Genomic DNA, 20,384 nt, shown 5'->3' on the forward strand with positions numbered 1-20,384 from the left:
AAAAAGGGAAAAACCTTCCCCGGCCCAGGGCTCCTGTCGCGGACGCTGCGTTGTCAGGTGCAGATGCGCACCGGGCTTATCGGATGGGCATGGCGTACTGCAGCCCGCCTCGCAGCCAGAGGTTGTTTACGCCCCTGGGAATGTCCAGGGGGGTACCGGGGCCGAAGTGGCGGTTGTAGATCTCGCCGTAGTTGCCCACGGCCTTGATGGCGCGGACCAGCCACTCCTTGTCGAGGCCAAGGTAGCTGCCCGTGTCCCCGGAGGTGCCCAGCATGCGCTTGACAACGGGGTTCTGGGAGGTGGCCTTGATCTTGTCCACGTTGGCGGCGGTGATGCCGTTCTCTTCGGCGGCCACAAGGCCGTTGATGACCCAGGTCACGATGTCTTTCCACTGGTTGTCCCCGTGGCGGACCAGGGGCGCCAGGGGCTCTTTGGAGATGACCTCAGGCAGGATGGAGTGGGCCTTGGGATCTTTTAAGGTGGAGCGCAGGGAGGCGAGCTGGCTGATGTCGGTGGTGAAGCAGTCGCAGCGGCCGGAGGCGTAAGCGTTGAGGGCTTCCTTTTTGCCGTCGAAGACCACGGCCTCCACCTTGATGCCGTTGGCGCGGGCAAAGTCGGCGAGGTTGAGTTCGGTGGTGGTTCCTGCGGTGACGCAGACCGATGCGCCGTCAAGCTCCCGGGCGGACCTGACGCCGAGTTTGTTGGGGATCAGAAAGCCCTGGCCGTCGTAGAAGACGACGTGGGTGAAGTCCACACCCTGCTTGCCGTCCCGCTTGAGGGTCCAGGTGGTGGTGCGGCTGGTCAAGTCCACCTGGCCGGAGGAGACTGCCACGATTTTCTGCTTGGAGGCCAGGGGCACGAATTTGACCTTGGAGGGGTCCCCGATGACGGCTGCGGCCACGGCGCGGGCCATGTCCACGTCAAAGCCCACCCAGGTGCCGGTGGAGTCGGGAATGGAGAAGCCGGGAACGCCTTCGCTGATGCCGCAGGTCAAGATGCCTTTGGCTTTTACGTCTTCCAGGGTGCCTGCGAACACGGAGGCCGACATCATCAGAACAAAAGAAATGATCGAAAAGAGTAGAGCTGATTTTTTCATAACACGATCCCCAATAAGTGAATAAATAGTTCGAACCTGACACCGATAGTAGATATGGGAACAGCCCTTTAAATTCAATCTTAAATTAGGTTTTGAGTCATAATGTTCCTTTAAAACCCGGGGAGGTGCGCTTGATGTTCCTTGTACGGGAAGGGGTTATGGATGCCATGGGCGGGGGCATCCGGGAGTGCTGACTAGTTGTTCCGGTGACGGAAATGAGAAAGGGATCAGGGGTGGAAGGCCGGGCCGTTTGTACGGGCCGTGAACCATTTTCATGTTCACGAAAACCAAAAAATAGGGTAAAGAGTTTAGACTGTCGAAGATTCCCAAAGCAAACCGAAACAGCCGCTGGTACGGCCCTGCTTCGTGCGGGCGCATGAAGGATACAGTGGTCCCCTGTGTCGCAGGAGGGGTGTTTTGCGGGGCGTCATAACCAATCCATCCTCATAGGTAGGGTGCCTCACTCCGGTGAGGAAAAGAAGAATGCAGGTGTGAAATGGCTGACTACGATAAGTCTCCGTATGGCTGGAGTGAGGGCGACGGTGTCTCCCTCTACAACAAGATCAAAGAAGATCTCAAGACAGCTATGAAAACAAAGGACACCGCTGCCCGGGACACGTTCCGTCTGATCATGGGGGAGTACCCCAAGCTGACGGTTGCCATCACCCTTGAGAGTGGCAAAAAGACCACCCGGGTGAAGAACCCCGATGAGATCACCGACGAGGACCTCCAGACCATCATCCGCAGCCTTGTCAAGTCGGAGAAAACGGTACTGGAGGTGAAAGGTGAGGCCACCTCGGCCTACCTTGAGCTTCTTCAGAGTTACCTTCCCCGCATGGCCGACGAGGCCGAGATCAAGGCATGGATCGACGCCAACGTCGATTTTTCGTCCCTGAAGAGCCCCATGCAGGCCATGGGCCAGGTGATGAAGCACTTCGGCAAGCTGGCCGACGGCAATCAGGTAAAGGAGATTCTCAAGGAGATGTGCTAAATGAGAGAAAAGGTCACAGAGGTGATGCAGCGGATTGCCTTTCTGGAGAAGGACCTGGATCTCCAGAAGCACATCCTGCGTGCCTTGCCTGCCGATGAAGAGGCCCAGGGCCGGGAGGTCCTTTCGGCCATTGCCGAGATCAAGGGGAAGATCGATGCCTGTCGCCAGGAGATCAAGGCCCTGGATCCCGAGGAATACGATCGGATGATTCGGTTTGAGGGGGCTGCTGCGGCGTTCAAAAAGGCTGCCGAAGGTCGGGAGTTTGTCTCCGTCATCGATCTCAACACCCACGTGGAGTGCCGTATCGAAACCGTGGACGGCTCATCCATCGATTGCCTGGTCAAGGCCCGTGACAGCACCGGAGAGTGGCTCATCATGACCGTGGACGGCGAGGTCATGACCCTGGGGGCGGATCAGGTCCCGGAAGAAGGGGTATAGACACGCCCCTTGGGCACGACGAATCGGGCGTCACCGACGGATCCGCCGGTGACGCCGATTGACGATGCCGTGGTGCGCGCCGCCATCAGGGGCGGCGCCGCATGGGAAAAAGCTTTTGTTGCCTGCCGGCCGTTTAGTAATGGGGCGGCTTTTCGTTGGACGGGGCGCGCTCCATGCGGGTGTCCGCGATCTGCGACACCTTGTCCAGAAGGAACTCCACCGCGTTTTTAAGCCGGTCGATCTCCCGCTGCTGTTCAATGACCACGCTGTTGAGTTCGTCAATGGTGTGCTCCTGAAAGGCCAGTTTGGTCTCGATGTCCATCAACCGATCCTCACTCATGATTGCCCCCTTTCATTTTGAGTTCTTTGCAAACCACAAAGTATGTTTCCCGCCTCGTTTGAGCCGCGCCTTGACGCGGACTTCCTCCACGGCAAGGCCGCACCCTTTCAGCCGTTTTGTAAACACCGGGTCGGCGTGGGCCGACCAGACCCCCAGCACGCCGCCGGGCACCAGGTGCCGTTTGGCAGAGAGGATTCCCGCCTTGCTGTAAAGGCTGTCGTTTTCGCTTCGGGTCAGGCCGTCCGGGCCGTTGTCCACGTCAAGGAGGATGGCGTCCCAGGGTCCCTTTTCTTTGATGGCGTCAGCCACATCTCCCACAAACACAGAAGCCCGTGGATCGTTTAAGGGGTGCCCGGCCAGGTGACCGTAATGGTCGCGGTTCCAGTCCACCACCTCGGGCACCAGCTCGGCCACGGTGACGGCGGCATCTTTTCCCGCGTGGTCCAGGGCCGCTCGCAGGGTGTAGCCCATGCCGAGGCCGCCCACGAGAATCCGGCGTCCGTCGCAGGCGCCAAGGCGGTTTACGGCCTCCCGGGCCAGGACCTCCTCGGAACCGTGTGCACGGCTGTTCATCAGTTCGTATCCGTCGGTGCGGATGGAGAACTCATCCTGCCGCTTTGTTAACCGAAGGGTGCCGCCCCCCGGTACGTCAGCCTCTCCCAGAAACTCCCAGGGAATCATTGTACGTGTCCTTTGTCTTCCTGCCTGCGGTGTGACGCAATGGCCGGAAATAAAACCGATTACGATAAAAGTAGCCTCTGGCGTTGGGTGACGGGCCTTCCGGGATCTGTGATGCGCCATCCGGGATGTCAGGATACCACAGGGACGGGGCCGGGAAAACTACCTCAAAAAGGTGTCGCCCCTGCCATGGGCTTCGGGCAAAGGTCTTCTTTTACAGGGCAGCGGCACAAATGACAAATGATTTCATGGGACGTCCGGTTTGAAAGCTTTGTTTCCGCGGGCTGCTGCCCTGGTCCCGGAGCAAGGACTGAAAAAGTACCCTGTATATTCACCTTGACAAGCAGATCGGTTCACCCCTAGTCTTGACATGGTTTTTCCCTTCTCCTGTAACGTGTGGTGTTGCAGACCTCTTCACCAGCCTTTCCGCCGGACTCGCTCCGGTGACAACCCGTCTTCGAACTTCGGTAACAACCATGGACCCTTTTTTGTGATGATAAGGAGACGTGTATGAACAAGATCCGTTTTGACGACCAGGTGGTGGTGATTACCGGAGCCGGCTCCGGCATCGGTCGGGCCTACGCCCATGCCTTTGCTTCCCGGGGAGCCCGGGTGGTGGTCAATGACCTCGGAGGAAACCGGGATGGCACGGGAAAGGCCCACGAAGCCGCAGACAAGGTGGTGGCCGAGCTGGCGCAGTATGGAGGCAAGGCCGTTGCAAACTACGATTCGGTGGCCAGCCTCCGGGGCGGTGAGCGGATCATCGCCACGGCCGAGGACGCCTTTGGCAGGGTGGATGTCCTTGTGAACAACGCGGGGGTTTTAAGGGACAAGAGCCTCTTGAAGATGACGGAGGAGGACTGGGAGCTTGTGGTGGATGTCCACCTCAAGGGGGCCTTTTGCGTGACGCGCCCTGCCTTTGCCCTGATGAAAAAGAACGGGTACGGCCGGATCATCAACACCACATCGGGCTCGGGCCTCTACGGCAACTTCGGTCAGTCCGCGTACATGGCGGCCAAGATGGGTGTGGTGGGCTTGATGCACAGCGTGGTGGCCGAAGGGAGCAAGCACAACATCCTCTGCAACGCCATCTCCCCTGTGGCGGCATCCCGCATGACCGACGACGTGATGCCCCCTGAGATCCTTGCCAAGCTGAAACCCGAGTTCATCGCACCCCTGGTGCTCTATCTGGCCTCCCAGGAGAACCGGGAGACGGGGATGATCTTCAACTGTGCGGCAGGCTGGTTCAGCCGCACCGCCATCTGCTGTGCCCCGGGGCTCTGCCTTGGCGATGCAGAGCGTCCCATCACCCCGGAAGAGATCCACGCCAACTGGGAGGGCATCACCTCCCTTGACAATGCAGCCCCCCTGGGGTCGGTGGTGGACTCATTCCGGTTCATGGCATCCCTTTTTTAAAACACGACCTCAAAGATGAAATTGGCGAAACCTTCGCTGTCCCGGACCTTGTACCCGACCTCCACCCCGGCCTCAACAGGCAGTACGGCCATGAGGGTGGCCCGGGCGGACAGGGAGGTTCCCACGGAGAGGCGGGCGCGGTCCGCCCAGTCCCCGGCATCGAAGCTCCCCTGCCATCCGGCGCCCACGTCCGCAAAGAAAGAGGTCTTGAGGCGGGAGACGTGGATAAGGACAAGGCCCACGCCCTGATCCGGGAAGGCCAGGGGGGTGTGGTACTCCAGGGAGGCCAGCAGGTTGTTGTCCAGGTTCATGCCCCCTTCGGGATCGTCGTTGTCGTAGCCCCTTGGCAGGCTGAGGTCTTTGTCGTAGGAGATCTCCCCGCCCTGGTCCTGGTGGACAAGGGTGAGGTCAAAGCCGTCGTGGAGGGCCGGGCCCGGGAGGTACTGGGTGACGGAGACCACCCCGTTGTGGGAGAGGAGCTCTCCCCCTGCTTTGTCGATGCTCTCTTCATAGGTGCCGTAGAACCGCTGGCCCCAGGTGGGAAGCACGTCGCGCCGGGCGGCGTCGGGCATCCGGGTGAAGGTGGCCTCGGTGAACCAGGCAAAGGACTGGTCTTTGTCGGGGTCCAGAACCACGTTCTTGATGCCGTCGAATTTACGGATCCTTGTGCCCACGGTGGGAAAGAGGGTGAGGCGGCTCGGCAGGCTTTGAAGGATCACGGGCAGGGAGAGGGCAAGTTCCACGCTCCGTTCCCGCTGCCACCTCTCCAGGCCGGCCACGGTGTTACCCTCTTCGGCGCTGTCGTAAAGGCGGGCCGTGATCTCCGGGGTAAAGGAGCGGTTGGTGACGGTGACGTCAAACCCCGCCCGGTGGGATTCCAGCCCGTAGAAGAGGGCACCTGCGTAGCTGTTGATGCCCACGGGGTCTCCCCCCATGAGAAAGACCCCCAGGGCGCTTCCGTCTTCATCGCTGGTGAAATAGGGGACGTGGAGAAAGGGCTTTGTGGCTTCCACCCAGGGGATACCCTTGCTTTCGGTGGTGACCGGGGGGGCTACCCGGGCAAGATCGGCCTCGGGGAGCGGGGCCGGGTTCGGTACGGGAAAGGGCTTTCCTGCCTCCGGGGCAAAGGGGAGGGTGCAGAGCTCTTTGATGCCCCGGTTGAGCCGGGTGAAGGAGAGGGTGAGGCCGTCCGGGGAGACCCGGGGCTCAAAGGCGCCGTAACGTACCGACGTGAGCTGGACCAGGGTTTTGTCCTTTCGGTCCCAGGCAAAGATGTTCCAGATCCCGCTGCGATCCGAGGCGAACAGGAGATAGCGTCCGTCCGGAGAGAACGCGGGGTCGTTGTCTTCGGCTGCATCGGAGCCGAAGAGGAGGTCCGGCTGGCCCGATTCCGGAGAGAAGGTGACGATGTCGGCGTTTCCTCGGACTTTGACCACGGCGGCTATGGCGCTGCCGTCGGGTGACCAGGCCGGGGCTTCGCAATAGGCACCGGGCTGCCCGAATAGAACGGAGCGGACCTTGCCGTCGGGCGCCGTGAGCACCAGTTCGGACCACATCCCGTTTCGGCGGACGGCTGCATAGGTGTTGCCGTCCGGGGAAGGGGCCGCTGAGAACATGTGGGCGCCCCGGGTAAGGCGGGTGTATGTTTCGGTCTTCAGATCAAAGAGGGCGAGGTCGGCGGTGTCGAGTTCCCAGCCCCCGAAGGGGTCGGGAAAGGGCACGCAAAGCACGATTCGGCCGGAGTCATGGGAGAGGCGGATGGGGCCTGTGGTAAACACGGGGCCGGGAAAGCTCTGTTGGATAACGGCGCCGGTGGCGGGGTCGAGCTCCATCAGGGCTGTTTTTTTTCCGTAGCCCTGCCGCAGGGCCAGGAGGGTCCCGTTGTGGGTCCAGGTATGGGAGTCATAACTCTCCAGCGGGTCCGAGGCCAGGACCTTGCCCCTTGGGAGCCCTGCGGACAGGGCTCGGGTTTCCGAGGCCCTTGCTCCCTTGTAAAATTCCGCAAGGAACCCGTTGTAGAACGCATCAGGGGATTGCCCTGTGACGTGGATCAGGGCGTCACGGGTTCCGCCCACGGGGTGCTCGCCCTGGTACCGGGCCATGCGGGCGGCAGCTGACGGCCCGAAGTGCCGGTTGAGGTAATCGATCATGTGGTACCCGGCAAGGTAGACGCGCCCGGCAGGAGGGGCGTACGGGGGGTGGACACCGGCCGCCGAAAGGGTCCAGAGCCCCTGGTCTCCGACACAGGATTCCAGGGTGCCCTTAAACAGGGGGAACGTCCCCTTCCACCGTCGGTGAAGAGGGTCTCGGTGGCGGTGGTGAGCCCCTCCACCACCCACCCCGGTGAGATGACGTTGGAGATGGCGGCCCCATCCCCCAGGAAATCCGTGACACGCCCGTACCAGCCCAGCTTGGTGGTGAGATGAACGAAGTGCGTGAATTCGTGGGTGAAGAGCTTGTCCGCCGTGTCGGAGCCCGGGCCGAAGTGCCGCAGGGTGTAAAACGGGGTCTCAAACAGGGAGATCCGGTTGGGAAAAGGGGCGAAGAATCCGTTGAACAGGTCGGTGCCCGGGTTGATCACCACCGGGCATCGCCGGGGCGTCACCCCCAGGTATCCGGTGATATCGCCGTAGACCTCGTCCGAAAGGTTGTAGATCCTCTGGGCATAGGCCCCATGGCCTTCCGGGTAGTAGATGGTGAAATGGTCGTTCCTGAGGGTCCGCCAGCGCCATGAGGCATCGTAACGGGCGTGGCTTGCGTCGGGGCATGCGACGGTGGCGGTGAACAGCAGCAGGGTGGCGATGAGGCGTCGCGTCATGAAGGCTCCAGGGGCGGTTTCAGGGTTCGGCGGGCGAAAAGGTTGCCTCTCTGTGTGTGGGCGGCAGAGTCCGCATTGTAAACCGACAGTTTCAGGGATGCAATGATTTCCAGTGGATAGGCTGCGGCCCACGCCCGTGGTGCCCGGGGCTCCGGGTTTGACACCCCGTACCGGTCGGGGTATACTAAATCCATGGAATAACGCAGTGTTCTGTCCCGTCTCCGGCGATTTCGGTACCGGATTTCCTTCCCACGTTTTTCTCCCTGCCCCTTCCGCATCAGGTCTCATTGGTTTCTCCCTGACAGAAGAACGATGCCTGTTGATTCACCGGGAACACTGGATGATCAATGCATCGGAAACGCCCCTGCAAGGGCGCGATCCGATTCAGGGGGTGTCATGGAAGACATGTATACGATCCAAGATGAAAAACGGGTGGTCACCTTAAAGGGGCGACGCTCCGGAGCCGAGCGTCGCAGCACGGGTTCGGACCCTCAGGGCAGTGAGGCGGCGGACCGCAGAAAAGGGCTTGAGAGGCGGCACCGGCGGGTGCTCTCCTCCAGGGAGGTCCTGTTCGAACGCATCAGCAGCCTCACCAACGGCATTGCCCTCCTGGCCGTGGGGCTCTTTTTTCTCCTTACCGGGCTCACCTTTCTGCCTGTGGTCGGGCTCTTTGTGGGGGGGTACATCATCTATAAGAGTTTCGCCGTCATGGCCGAGGTGCTGCACAAGGTCCAGTAAGGGCGTGGCGCGTAAGCGAGGCTTCGGGCTCCTGCCGTTTGTTAACGCCCGGGAACCGATTGCCTGAAAGCCACATCCCATGAATCTCCTTGAAATCAGCGCGGGAATCGACTACACCTTCCCTTCACCTGCCCCACAGGCCCGGGCTTTCGTTTGCCGACGCCGGGAACCGTGGGAGCCGCCCGGGGGATGAACCGCCGGACATGCATGCCCGAGAGGGGAAAAGGTTGGTCTGGCGATGCGCCGTGATGTGAAATCGAATATTGTCAAACTCTATGTGATCAAGATCTCCAAGTGGCTGATGCTCACCGTGCCCATTGTGTTTCTCTTTTACCGGGAGAACGGGCTGGGCACCCGGGACCTCTTTCTGCTGAAGGCGGCCTACTCCTTTGCCGTGGTGCTCATGGAGATTCCCTCGGGGTACTTCGGGGATATCTGGGGGCGAAAGGTCTCCCTGGTCATCGGCAGCGTCATGGGAGCCGTCGGGTTCGGCCTGTACAGCGTGTCGTCCGGTTTCTGGGGCTTTCTGGCCTGCGAGATGATCCTCGGGGTGGGCCAGAGTTTTATCTCGGGGTCGGATTCCGCCCTTCTCTACGACACCCTGGAAGAGCAGGGCCTGGGCAATACCTACCTGAAAGAAGAGGGGCGCCTGGTCTCCATCGGCAATTATGCCGAAGCCATCGCCGCACCCATCGGGGTGGGGCTTGCAGCCCTGAGCCTTCGAACCCCCTTTTACTTCCAGGCGGCGGTGGCCTTTTCCGCGGTACCCGCGTCCCTCCTCCTTTTCGAGCCCCAGCGCCGACGGGTCATCCAAAAGGGGAATTTTACCCAGATTTTTCAGATCATCCGCTATGCCCTTACCCGGAACACGGGCCTGAAGTGGCGCATCATCTATTCTTCCGTCATCGGCACCGCCACCCTCACCATGGCCTGGCTGATCCAGCCTTATTTCGTGCACCTGTCCGTTCCCCTTGCCCTTTACGGGCTGTTTCTCCCCGCCCTGAACCTGACCACCGGCTTTGTCTCCATGCACGCCTGGAAGGTGGAGGCCCGGCTGGGGCGGGACCGCACCGTTTTGTTCATCGCCTTTTGCATCGGGTCAGGCTATCTTTGCCTCAGTCTGTTCTCCACCATCTGGGCCGTGGCGTTTCTTTACCTCTTTTATATGGTCCGCGGGGTGGCCACCCCGGTGCTTCGAAACTACATCAACGAGTCCACCCCATCTGAGATCCGGGCCACGGTCCTGTCCATCCGGAGTCTTATCATTCGTCTCTCCTTTGTGGCTGTGGGGCCGTTTCTGGGCTGGTATGCCGACGGGTACGGTATGCCAGCGGCCCTGCTGGCGGGCGGGATGGTGTTTCTGGCAGCCGGGATCTGGACGGGCCTTCAGCTCCGCAAGGAGGCCCCGGGCAATGCCGTTGAACCCTTTCTCGCCGATGACGGAGCCCTGCCCCCGGCCCGGTGAGGGAGGCGATTTGTCCGGTCTGCGAAAAGGGGTGAGTTTGCCAGCAGTGATCTTGGTCATACCGTTTTTGTGCGAAATGAGTTATAAAAAATGGTCTTAATTTTATGAATGAAACATGAGGAAAGGTCTTCCCCCCCATGGAATCACAGAAATTGACCGGTATCGCCATTCGACTCCTGGCCCTTTTCTATGCCGTCAAAGCGTTTTTTGCCATTCCCGGTGTCGTGGGCAATTATTTTATGTCCAGGGATGCCCTGCGAATGCTCCCCGGGGACGAGGCCTTTGCCATGGCCGCCCGGATGAGTGCCTTTGCCCAGCTCAATGCGTTTCTGCCCTTTGTGATGCTTCTTTTTTCAGGGGTGCTCCTTGCCAAGGCAGATACCCTGGCGAAGGTGTTCAACCCCGTGCCCTTTGAGTTGCCGTCAGCTCCCGAGGTAACCCCCGCAGCCCTGGTGAAGGGGGCCTTGTTTCTCCTGGGGATCGTGGGCATCGGCTTCTCCTTGCATTACCTGGCGGCCTTTGGCTCCACCTGGGCAGTGTACGGAAGCAAGGTGGCGCTTTTGGAGACGTCGGCCAAGATTCGCTTCTGGTCCGGGTGCGTGACCGGTGGGCTTTATCTGGCCTGTGGCGTGGGGCTGCTCCGGTATGCCGGGGTCATTGCGCGCCGGGTATTTCCCGTTGGAACATGAGTCGGCCCCGTGGCAGGGGCGACGTGACAAAGTTATTCGATACGGTGGGTTCCCTTTGGCCAAAGGGATGATGACGAAAACGAGGGTGTGTATGAAAAAACGACGAATTCTGCTGATCTGTGTTCTGTGTCTTTTCTGGGCCCATGGGAGCCTGGCAGGCACCCCGGTACCGGCGGACAAGGAGGGCTTCCCCGGAGGGTACAGCAAGGAGCGGTTCCTGACGGACAAAGCCAAGGCGGATAAAGGCGATGCCGGGGCTCAGTTCGTGATGGGCTACCTCTACCATCGCCAGGTGGTTGATTTTGTGAAGGCAGACAGCTCCAAAGCCTTTGGCTGGTATCAGAAGGCCGCCCTTCAGGGCCACCTCCAGGCCTGCCAGATGCTGGGTCTTATGTATCAGAAAGGGGACGGCACCAAGGCCGACCCGGAAGCGGCCAAACGCTACTATCAATATGCCGCGGATCGCGGCCTGGCCGAAGCCCGCTACGGCCTGGGTCTGCTCTATGCCGAAGGGGTGGGCGTGCCCCGTGACGAGGAGCTGGCGATTTTCTGGTTTAAAAAGGCGTCCCGCCAGAATTTTTCTCCGGCCTGTGTTGCCCTCGGGGTGATGTTCGCAGGGGGACGGGGCGTGACCAAAAACATGGAGTCGGCCTTCAACTGGTTTCTGCGATCGGCGGAGCTCGGCAACAGCGAAGGGATGCTGAGGGTGGCGGGAATGTACCGCACCGGCATCGGGGTTCCCCAGGACATCGGGATTGCCATCCGCTGGCTGGAGGAGGCCCTCAAGGTGAAGACCCGGTCTTCCCTGCTTGCCACCAACGATCTGGCCTGGATTCTGGCCACCTGCCCGGATGTGACCTATCGGGACAGCAAGCGGGCCCTGAAACTTGCCGAACACCTCGTGGCCTCGGGCGCGACCCAGCCCAGCGCCTTGGACACCCTGGCCGCGGCCTATGCCGCCAACGGCATGTACGAAAAGGCCATCCATATCCAGGAGGATGCCATCAGGAAACTCGATGAAACCGGTGAAAAGGAGCTGGAGGCCCCCTTGCGGGAGCGGCTTGAGCTTTACAAGGCGGGAAAAGCCTGGGTGGATCCGCTGAAAACCGTGACCCAGGTGGAAAAAAAGTAACGGACAGGCCGGAACAATCGCGGCCCTGTTGGTATCGAGGCCATGCAAAAGCCCCGGGTTCATTGAACCCGGGGCTTTGTTGTTTTTTGGGGGGGGGCTTAAAGCGCCAGCTTTTCTTCCTGGAAGTCCGTGAACTCCAGGACAATGTCCTGGAAGGCCTGCTCAGCGGCCAGGAAGGCATCCACCACCTCGGGGGCGAACTGAGTGCCCCGTCCCCCCTTGATGATTTCCACGGCCACCCCGTGGGAAAAGGCAGGCTTGTAGCTCCGGTAGGTCACCAGGGCGTCGTAGACGTCTGCCAGGGCCATGAGGCGAGCGGCGATGGGAATCTCCTCTCCGGTGAGGCCGTCGGGGTAGCCGCTGCCGTCCCAGCGTTCGTGGTGGCATCCGGCGATGTCGCAGGCAATGTCCAGGAAGGGGGCTGACAGGCCCAGGAGATCCTGGGCGTTGCGAAGGGCATCGCGGCCATTGAGCGTGTGCCGCTTGACCCGTTCGTACTCCTCATCGGTGAGCTTGCCGGGTTTCAGGAGCAGGCTGTCCGAGACCCCGGCCTTGCCCAGGTCGTGCAGGGGTGCGGCCCGGAACATCATCTCGATGGTGTCCGGGGTCAGCATCTCCCTGTAGCCGGGGGTCTGGCTCAGCTCCTGGGCCAAAACCTTGACGAAGCGGGAGGTGCGCCGGATGTGATTGACGGATTCGTTGTTCCGGGTTTCGGCAAGGGAGCCCATGGCCAGGAGAACGACGTCCCTGACGGCGGTGAGATCGCGGATCCCTTCGGTATCTTCCTGGGCCGGTGCCTCTTCAAGGGACCTGAGGACGAGGACCGGGACGTTTTGATCGGTCCCCCTGTTTTTGAGTTGTCGGCTGATCTCCCTGGCCTCGGCATCGGCCGAGCGGGTATCCAGGAGGATCAGGTCCGGAGGGGTGGCGGACGCAGCGAGTTGCAGTGCCGATTCACTGCATGTGGCTGTTCGGGTGGTGCATGTGTCCTTGAGTAACCCCAGGAGCCGCTGGGTGGTTTCGGGCATGTCATCAACAATCAACACGGTTTTTTTCTCCATCATGTCGTGTCCTCCCGGGAAAGGATTGATGCGTTAAAAAAACAACCTGTGCGTGAGATCGTCTCGCGACAACTTTGATAATATCATTCTGAATTCAAAGGATAAAGGAAAAGCATGAATCCGGTGGAAGACGGCCCCGGGGCATTGACAACCGACGACGGCGTCGAACCTGGGCCGTCGGGTTTTCAGGCGGTCATGGAAAAGGAGCGCTGGGCTTCGTGGAGCAGCCCTTCGGCGGTGCCCGGCATGCCCGGGGGGAGCATGCCGATACCCGCTTCCAGGGAGAGGTTGAAGCGGAAGGCGTTGAACACAAAGTCCCGTTGGGTGATGGCATCGGTGAACCGGTGGGAGATGCGCGGGACCTCCGGGTCGGTGATGCCGCTCAAGAGGACGGCAAAGGTGGCGTTGTCGAAGCGGGCGGCCAAATCGTCGGAGCGGGTCATGTCCCCCAGCAGGCTCCCCACGATGCCCAGGACCATGTCACCGGCCTCGGAGCCGTAGGTGGCGGTGACCTCATCGAAGCTGGTGAGGTGGAGCAGCAGCAGGGCGAGCCCCTGGCCCATGCGGTGGGCACGCTTGACCTCCCGGTGGAGCAGGTTTTCAAAGCACTGGCGGGTGTAAAGGCCCGTGCAGGGGTCCCGCAGGGAGGCTTCGTCGGCCCGGTCCATGGCCGCCAGGGTGGAGCCTGAGACCACGGTGTCCAGGGCGCGGTGAAGCAGGGTACGGATGAGGTCCGGGGTGATGCTGGCGCGATCCAGCACCTCCAGGGCGCCCTGGCGGATGAGGCGTGAGACGGTGAGCTCGTCGGTCCCTTCGGTGATGATGACAAAAAGCGGGCGCTGGGCAGGGGGGGTGAGGTTCCGGGCCAGGTCCTCGGCAGCGCCGTCCGGCAGGGGGCGGGAGATGAACAGGAGGTCCCGGCTGTTTTTTTCCAGGGCCTCCTTGGCGCCCCTGGTGTCCTCCACACAGGTGACGTCCAGGCGGTCCAGGGTGTTGAGGGCCTTTACCAGCGGAGAGCCTTCGCGGCCGTCCCTGCCCACCACGAGAATGCGGATGGTCTGGTCCAGGTCGATGATGGAGGAGACCCCGGGGTAGTCCCGGGTGTCGTCCACCTGGAGGGTCTGGATTTTGCGGGTGATCCCTGCGATGCGGCGGCCGGACTCCTCGATGCGCTCCATGTAAAGGGGCAGTTTGTCCGGGGCCTCCCTGTGGATGTTCATGAGCTGGATGTTGCCCTGGAGGGCCATGAGGGGCTGGCTCAGCTCGTGGGCCATGGCCCCTGCCATCTGCAGGAGCACCTTCAGGCGCTCTTCCCGGAGTTTTTTCTTCTGGTGGATCTGGATCTGGGAGTTGGCCTCTTTGAGGGTGTCCACGGTCTCGGAGAGCTCCCGGGTGGTGGCCAGGAGGGATTGCTGGTACTGGTGCAGCTCCAGGAAGACGTTGACCTTGCGGACGAGGGTTTCCGGGTCCAGGGGCTTGGAGAGGTAGTCCACGGCCCCGGCGTCGTAGCCCTTGAAGATGTGCTGGGTATCGGTGTTGATGGCCGTGACGAAGATGATGGGGATGCGGCAGGTGTCCGGATTGCCGCGGATGAGCTCGGCGGTCTCAAAACCGTCCATCTCCGGCATCTGAACATCCATGAGGATCAGGGCCACCGGATGGTCCAGCAACAGCCCCAGGGCTTCGTTGCCCGATGTGGCGGTGAGGATGGTGAGGTGGGGACGGGCCAGCACGTGTTTGAGGGCGAGGAGGTTCTCCTCCAGGTCGTCCACCAGCAGAATCTGTTGGGTTGCATGGTTCATCATGGGGTAATCACTCCGGTTGAGTCGATGCCGGGGGCATGGTCCGGCGACACCACAGGCTCACTGCCAGGGGACGGTGTCTCTTTTTTCTGGTAAATCTTCTCCTTGGCAACCACCGGTGCCATGTGGTCTGCCCAGGCGGTGATGCTCATGGACTCGCCGGTCCCCAGGCCGAAAAATCCGTCCGGGGCCAGGCTGTCGAAGAAGGTGCCGATGACCCGGTTGCGCAACGGGGGGCTGAAGTAGATCAGGACGTTGCGGCAGAGGATCAGGTCCATCTCTCCGAAGTGGCTGTCGGAGACCAGGTTGTGATCGGAAAAGCGGATGGTGTCCTTGATGGCCCGGTTCATGATGACGTTGTCGTACCGGGCCGTGTAATGGTCCACCAGGCAGCCGCACCCACCGGAGAGCAGGTGGTTCCGTGTGTACGAGCGGATGCTTTCGATGGGGTAGATGCCCTCCCTGGCCGTGCGCAGGACCCGTTCGTTGAAGTCCGTGGCGTAGATGCGGAACCGGCCGGCAAGCCCCTCTTCCTGAAGGAGGATGGCCATGGAGTAGGCCTCCTCTCCCGTGGCGCACCCCGCCACCCAGACACGGATAAAGGGGCGCTCGGCGAGCTTGGGCACCACGTGCTCCCGGAGGGCTTTGAAAAAGTGGGGGTCCCGGAACATCTCGGTGACGTTGATGGAGAGGTCGGCCAGCACGGTTTCAAAAAAGGACCGGTCGTTTAATACCCGGTACTGCATTTCAGAAAAACAGGTGAGGCCCGAGCGTTTCAGCCGGTTTTTCAACCGCCTGCACAGGGAGCCTGCGGCGTATTGCTGAAAATCGTAGCCGTACTTCCGGTGGATGGCGTAGAGCAGGCACGCCATTTCAATGGCCTCGTTGTCGGTGAGGGACGGAGCCGCTGCCATGGGTCCCCCTTTACACATAGAGCCAGACCCGGAGCATGGAGAGAAGCTTGTCCGGGTCCACGGGTTTGGGCATGTAGTCGTTGGCTCCGGCCTCGATGCTTGCCGTGCGGTCTTCGGCCATGGCCTTGGCCGTGAGGGCGATGATGGGGAGCTCCTTGTGTTCGGCGTCCTTTCGAATGGCCCGAATGGCCTGGTAGCCGTCCATTTCCGGCATCATGATATCCATGAGCACAAGGTCCACATCCGGGGTCTCCTTAAGGCGTGTCAATCCTTCCCGGCCGTTTCGTCCCACCACCACATCCATCCCTTTTTCATGGAGAAGCCGTTTGAGGGCAAAGACGTTACGCATGTCGTCGTCCACGATGAGGACCTTGCGGCCGCTGAGGATCGACTCTTTGTCGTGGCACAGGGGGCGGTCCTGGTTCATGGGGCCCGGCAGGGTGGATTCCACCCCGTGGAGGAAGAGGGTGGCTTCGTCCAGGTTCCGGTGCATGGCCTCAAGGCCCGCGTCCCCGGCGGGGTGTTCTTCGTTTTGCGCCGTCACGGAGCCCGAGGCCGTGGCCCGGTGGGTTGCGTCGATTTCGGAGAGCACTTCGTGCAGGTGCTCCAGGCTCACCGGTTTGGCGTGGAAACCGGCGACGCCCATGTCCATGGCTTTTCCCTTCTGGTCCCTGGAGGAGATGACGTGCACGGGGATGGCGGCGGTCACCGGATTGGTTTTGAGCCGGTTGAAGACGTCCCATCCGTTCATGCGGGGCAGGGTGATGTCGAGGATGATGGCCGTGGGGCAGAAAAAGTCGGCAAAGTGAAGGCCTGTCTCCCCCTCTTCGGTGACCAGGGTGTCGAAGCCCTTTTCCCGGGCCAGCTTGACGAGTAGGGATGCAAAGGTCACGTCATCCTCGATGATGAGCAGGGACTTGTCCCCGGGCTTGGGCTGCATTGCAGCGGCCTCCGCAGAAGACCGCTCAAAGGGCGCGGGTGCCGTGGCTGTCCGGGGCCTTTGGGCGGGAATGGCCGCCGGGGTGACGGGGGAGGCCTTTGTTGCCCCAGTGCAGGGGAGCAAGAGGGTAAAGCAGCTGCCGACCCCCTGCTCGCTGGAGAGGTGGAGAGAGCCGCCCAGGAGGCCGGACAGCTCCCGGGAGATGGTCAGGCCGAGGCCGGTTCCGTAGTATTGTTTGCTTTCGGTGCCGTCCACCTGGCAGAAGGCTTCGAACACATGGGCGTGCTTCTCTTTGGGGATGCCGATGCCCGTGTCGGTGACGCGAAAAGCCAGGGCCGAGTCCGCAGGCAGGCTGGCGCCGGACGGGAGCTCCTGGGGGGAGGGCATGGTGATGCTGAGGCTCACCGAGCCTGTGTCCGTGAACTTCAGGGCGTTGGTCAGAAGGTTCTTGAGGATCTGTTCCAGCCTCTGGCGATCGGTCTCAACGGTATCGGGTACCTCCGGGGCGAGGCTTAAGGTAAAGGCGAGGCCTTTTTCTTCGGCCAGGGGATGAAACATGCGCCGAAGGCTCTCCACCAGGGCGGACAGGGGCGTGGGGGAGAGGGTCACGGTCATGCCGCCCGCTTCGATTTTGGAGAGGTCCAGGATTTCGTTGATGAGGGTCAGGAGCTGAGAGCCGGAGGAGTGAATGGTTCCGGCAAACTCCACCTGGTCGTCGGTGAGGTTTCGTTCCGCGTTCTCTTCCATCATGCGTGAGAGCAGCAGGATGCTGTTCAAGGGGGTTCTGAGTTCGTGGGAGATGGTGGCCAGGAACTGGGACTTGTAGCTGTAGGAGAGCTCAAGGTCTTTGGCCTTCTGTCGGATCAGGACCCCGGCCTCTTCGAGTTCGATGTTTTTCTTTTTGATGCTCTCCTTCTGTTCCTCCAGCTGCTGGGTCTGCTCTTCGAGTTCCTGATTGATCTGCTGGAGGGTCTCCTGCTGGAGTTCGAGCTCTTCGGCCTGTTTGCGCGTCTGGTGCAACAGGGCTTCGGTGCGGATGCGTCCCTGGGTGGAGTCCACGGCCACAGCGATCTGCTTGTTCATCAGGTCGAGGAACCTCAGGTCCTGGCGGGAAAAGGGGCCGAGGCCCGCCAGCTCCACCACACACAGGCTTTTTTCGTTGTGAAGGCAGGGCTGGATGACCACCTCACAGGGGTACGCATCCAGGAGGCCGGAGTGGATGGGCAGGTAATCCGCGGGCACATCGGTGATGCGCAACCGGCTGCCGGAAACAGCCGCCTCCCCCACAAGGCCTTCGCCCAGGGGGATGGGGGGCGCTTCTCCGTCGGGGGCGGCTCCGGCAAATCCGCCGATGCAGACAAGCACGCCTTCGTCCACGAGATAGATCCGCCCGGCCTGGGCATCCAGGTAGTTGGACAAAAAGTGGATGATCTGCCTGCCGAGCTCTTCCATGGAGAGGTCTCCCTGGATGCGCCTGTGGAATTCGCTCTGGCCGATGCTGAGCCAGTTCTGACGCTGGATTTTTTTCCGGGAACGGGAGAGCTCCTCGTTGACGCTGTGGAGGTGGTCCCTCTGTTTTTCCAGCACTTCGTGCTGTTTCTGGAGTTCCTCCCGCACCCGTTCGTGTTCCTCGATTTCCCGGGTGAGTACCTGGTTGGTCCGGGTGAGCTCCTCTTCGTTGGACTCCAGGCGTTTTTTGCTGACCGTGGTCTCGGCAAGGCGCTTTGTCATGTGGTTGAAGTCCTGCATGAGCTCGCCGATATCCCCGGAGGCGTTGTTGTCCAGCCGGATGGTGAAGTCGCCGTTGCGGATCTGCTGGGTGGCGTGTTTGAGCTGGTTGACGGCCCGGGAAAAGTAAGCGCTTGCCCAGTTGGCCAAGGCAAGGACCACCGGCAGCCCCAGGAGCATGCAGAAGAGGATAAACCGTTTGAAGGTGCTGAGAAGGTGCTGGGCCCGGTTGATAAAGTAAAGGGCTGTGCCCTGGGATGTCTTTTGGGTTTCCAGAAATGAGGGGGCCAGCTCATCCATGTTGATGACCGTGGCCACGGCCATGGGCAGGCCCTCGGCCGTGGTGCGCATCACCGGGGCGATGAAGGTGAACTTGCGGCGTGTCTGGCCCGATTCCTCCCTCCAGGAGAAGTAGCCCGAGGCGTATTTTCCCCCCAGGCTCGACGAGATGATGGCGAAAAATTCATCGGATGCTTCGTCGATGTGCGCAAAGGAGGTGTTCTCCAGGGCCTTGAGCGGGTGGAAGAGGGTGGTGCCTTCCCGGGTGTCGATGAGGGTGGTGTAGCCGTTTTTTTCAATGGGCTGAAGGGCGATGCTTCGGAACCGGGGATCCTTCTGGAGGTCGGCCAGGGTGAGGGTGGGGCGCAGCTCCAGGTAGAGCTCGATCTGGAGGGCCACGTCCATGGATTTTTGCCGCACGCTTTTGGCAAGGGTGTCGGTGAGGAGCTGTTCGCGCTGCTGTTGCAGGTCTCCCAGGCCTTTTTGGATGGTTTCATTGGTCCGCTGGGGAAGGTCCCGGGTGATGAGGGTGATGGCAATGCCGAAGATGGCAATGGGCAGGATGCCTGCGATGAAGGTGATGGCCATCAGCCTGGAGCTGTATTTTTTTGGAAACAACTGGATCATGTATTTGCAAGCCTTCGGGGACCGGGGCATTGCATGGTGCCCCGGTCGGTGAGGTTATTCGTAAATGTTGTCGGCCATCAGGATCGCGTTGCGATGGATGGGGATGTTCAAATCTCTGGCTTTTTTGAGATTGATGGTGAGCTCATGGAGCTGGGGGCTTTGCGGATGAATGGAGCCCGCGCTGAGCCCGGCCAGGATTTTTTCCACCGGGCTTTTGACCTGTTTGCCGGTCTCGGCAAAATTGCAATGGACGGCCATGAGGGTAAAGCCCTGCCTGACCTGTTCCCCGCCCACGCCGATGAGGGGGACCCCGCCTTTGTCGGTGACGGAGGTGATGCGGCGCATGTTGGTGGGAAGGTTGAGGATGGCGTCGGCCGGGATATAGATGGCGTCCGTGGTACCCGCCAGCTCCGCGGCCCGTGCATCCAGGGTGTCCAGCTCCGATTTATCAAGGGCCACCTTCACCACCTGCCAGCCCAGGGAGTCTGCGGCCGCAGCGGTTTCGTGTGCCGTGGCCGTTGCGGCAAGGGTCTCGGAGCAGTAGAGGATCCCCAGGCGGGAGATCCCGGGCATGATCTGTTTGGCGGAAAGGAGCTGGATGCGGGCAGGAACCCGCATGCTGACGCCCGTGAGGTTGGGGCCGAAGCCCGTGGTGTCCGGGATGATGCCCGTTGCGTCCGGGGCCGCCACCAGGGTGTAGACGATGGGTATATCGGGGGCCTCCTCCATGGCCAGGAGGGTGCCGGCGGTGCCCAGGGTAATCAGCAGGTCCACCTTCTGGCGTTTGAACTCCCGGATGGCTGATAGGGCCATTTCCCGGCTCTGCTCGGCGTTGTGGACGGTGAGGGTGAGGTTCTCTCCGTTTTTGAGCCCGATGGAGGCAAGGCCCGACTGGACCCCTTCCCTTGCGAGGCGGAACGGGGGAACCTGTTCGGTCCACTGGAGGACACCGATATGGGGGCCCTTGCGCCTCTCCAGGTCAATGACGCCCCCGGAGACGACAACCAGGGCAAGGATGACGGCGGTCAGGTAGATCAGATGTTTGTTCACGCTCACTCCAGAACATGGGCCGGTCGGGTCCCAATGTCCCGGTGGCCTCGCAAAAAGTCGATGAAACGGTGTTGATACGCTGCATGCCGTGACTTGACCCGCGTGCAGCGTACACAATTTTGTCAACGAGGGGGGGCAATGCCGACTTTTTGACGAAAGCATTATTCCTCTCATTAGAGGAA

The 20,384-nt window shown here is 61.2% G+C and carries 17 protein-coding genes; 7 read left to right on the forward strand and 10 right to left on the reverse strand.

From position 1 onward, the window contains the following. Positions 1-76 precede the first annotated feature (76 nt). The gene (locus tag MSL71_RS18330; RefSeq protein ID WP_180143165.1) at positions 77-1,096 is read right to left on the reverse strand and encodes an amino acid ABC transporter substrate-binding protein; all 1,020 of its coding nucleotides are present in this window, start codon (positions 1,094-1,096) and stop codon (positions 77-79) included. 496 nt (positions 1,097-1,592) lie between these two features. On the opposite strand from MSL71_RS18330, the gene MSL71_RS18335 reads away from it, so the two are divergent. Both MSL71_RS18335 and MSL71_RS18340 read left to right on the forward strand, forming a co-directional pair. Beyond that, a complete protein-coding gene (locus MSL71_RS18335; RefSeq protein ID WP_180143178.1) occupies positions 1,593-2,087 on the forward strand; it encodes a GatB/YqeY domain-containing protein in 495 nt (164 codons plus the stop codon). Beyond that, complete coding sequence (locus MSL71_RS18340; RefSeq protein ID WP_180143180.1) at positions 2,088-2,525, forward strand: hypothetical protein; 438 nt, start codon at positions 2,088-2,090, stop codon at positions 2,523-2,525. A 133-nt stretch (positions 2,526-2,658) separates the two neighbouring features. On the opposite strand, the gene MSL71_RS18345 is transcribed toward MSL71_RS18340, so the two are convergent. Together MSL71_RS18345 and MSL71_RS18350 are read right to left on the reverse strand one after the other, a co-directional pair. Next, positions 2,659-2,865 carry a SlyX family protein gene (locus MSL71_RS18345; RefSeq protein WP_180143182.1) on the reverse strand — a complete coding sequence of 69 codons (207 nt, stop codon included), beginning with the start codon at positions 2,863-2,865 and terminating at the stop codon, positions 2,659-2,661. Positions 2,866-2,877: 12 nt separating this feature from the next. Next, positions 2,878-3,546 carry a spermidine synthase gene (locus tag MSL71_RS18350; RefSeq protein ID WP_180143184.1) on the reverse strand — a complete coding sequence of 223 codons (669 nt, stop codon included), beginning with the start codon at positions 3,544-3,546 and terminating at the stop codon, positions 2,878-2,880. A 507-nt stretch (positions 3,547-4,053) separates the two neighbouring features. On the opposite strand from MSL71_RS18350, the gene MSL71_RS18355 reads away from it, so the two are divergent. Further along, on the forward strand, positions 4,054-4,959 hold the full coding sequence (locus tag MSL71_RS18355; RefSeq protein WP_180143186.1) for an SDR family oxidoreductase: 906 nt from the start codon (positions 4,054-4,056) through the stop codon (positions 4,957-4,959). Here MSL71_RS18355 and MSL71_RS18360 read toward each other — a convergent pair. Both MSL71_RS18360 and MSL71_RS18365 read right to left on the reverse strand, forming a co-directional pair. Beyond that, complete coding sequence (locus MSL71_RS18360; RefSeq protein WP_180143188.1) at positions 4,956-7,109, reverse strand: TolB-like translocation protein; 2,154 nt, start codon at positions 7,107-7,109, stop codon at positions 4,956-4,958. The genes MSL71_RS18355 and MSL71_RS18360 overlap by 4 nt on opposite strands. Beyond that, on the reverse strand, positions 7,106-7,777 hold the full coding sequence (locus MSL71_RS18365) for a hypothetical protein (protein WP_180143190.1): 672 nt from the start codon (positions 7,775-7,777) through the stop codon (positions 7,106-7,108). The genes MSL71_RS18360 and MSL71_RS18365 overlap by 4 nt, the downstream gene beginning before the upstream one ends. Positions 7,778-8,173: 396 nt before the next feature. On the opposite strand from MSL71_RS18365, the gene MSL71_RS18370 reads away from it, so the two are divergent. The 4 genes from MSL71_RS18370 (at position 8,174) to MSL71_RS18385 (ending at position 11,801) form a co-directional block, all read left to right on the forward strand. Then, positions 8,174-8,515: a hypothetical protein gene (locus MSL71_RS18370; protein ID WP_180143192.1), complete on the forward strand. Its 342-nt coding sequence runs from the start codon at positions 8,174-8,176 to the stop codon at positions 8,513-8,515. A gap of 250 nt (positions 8,516-8,765) precedes the next feature. After that, entirely contained in the window at positions 8,766-9,980 is a 1,215-nt protein-coding gene (locus MSL71_RS18375) for an MFS transporter (RefSeq protein ID WP_180143194.1), read from the forward strand. Between the two features lie 137 nt (positions 9,981-10,117). Beyond that, a complete protein-coding gene (locus MSL71_RS18380; RefSeq protein WP_180143196.1) occupies positions 10,118-10,669 on the forward strand; it encodes a hypothetical protein in 552 nt (183 codons plus the stop codon). A gap of 91 nt (positions 10,670-10,760) precedes the next feature. Beyond that, on the forward strand, positions 10,761-11,801 hold the full coding sequence (locus MSL71_RS18385; protein ID WP_180143198.1) for a tetratricopeptide repeat protein: 1,041 nt from the start codon (positions 10,761-10,763) through the stop codon (positions 11,799-11,801). Between the two features lie 98 nt (positions 11,802-11,899). On the opposite strand, the gene MSL71_RS18390 is transcribed toward MSL71_RS18385, so the two are convergent. The 5 genes from MSL71_RS18390 to MSL71_RS18410 all read right to left on the reverse strand — a co-directional run bounded on the left by MSL71_RS18390 (position 11,900) and on the right by MSL71_RS18410 (position 20,202). After that, the gene (locus MSL71_RS18390; RefSeq protein WP_180143200.1) at positions 11,900-12,865 is read right to left on the reverse strand and encodes an HD domain-containing phosphohydrolase; all 966 of its coding nucleotides are present in this window, start codon (positions 12,863-12,865) and stop codon (positions 11,900-11,902) included. Between the two features lie 182 nt (positions 12,866-13,047). Then, the gene (locus MSL71_RS18395) at positions 13,048-14,667 is read right to left on the reverse strand and encodes a response regulator (protein ID WP_180143202.1); all 1,620 of its coding nucleotides are present in this window, start codon (positions 14,665-14,667) and stop codon (positions 13,048-13,050) included. Next, positions 14,664-15,578, reverse strand: coding sequence for a CheR family methyltransferase (locus tag MSL71_RS18400; RefSeq protein ID WP_180143204.1), 915 nt, complete (start codon positions 15,576-15,578; stop codon positions 14,664-14,666). The genes MSL71_RS18395 and MSL71_RS18400 overlap by 4 nt, the downstream gene beginning before the upstream one ends. Before the next feature lie 10 nt (positions 15,579-15,588). Then, positions 15,589-19,152, reverse strand: coding sequence for a response regulator (locus tag MSL71_RS18405; RefSeq protein ID WP_180143206.1), 3,564 nt, complete (start codon positions 19,150-19,152; stop codon positions 15,589-15,591). A gap of 54 nt (positions 19,153-19,206) precedes the next feature. Continuing rightward, positions 19,207-20,202 (reverse strand): ABC transporter substrate-binding protein, encoded by a 996-nt coding sequence (locus MSL71_RS18410; protein WP_180143208.1) that lies wholly within the window; start codon positions 20,200-20,202, stop codon positions 19,207-19,209. Positions 20,203-20,384 lie beyond the last annotated feature (182 nt).

The sequence above is a fragment of the Desulfoluna butyratoxydans genome (assembly GCF_900699765.1).
In the GTDB taxonomy this organism is placed as follows: domain Bacteria; phylum Desulfobacterota; class Desulfobacteria; order Desulfobacterales; family Desulfolunaceae; genus Desulfoluna; species Desulfoluna butyratoxydans.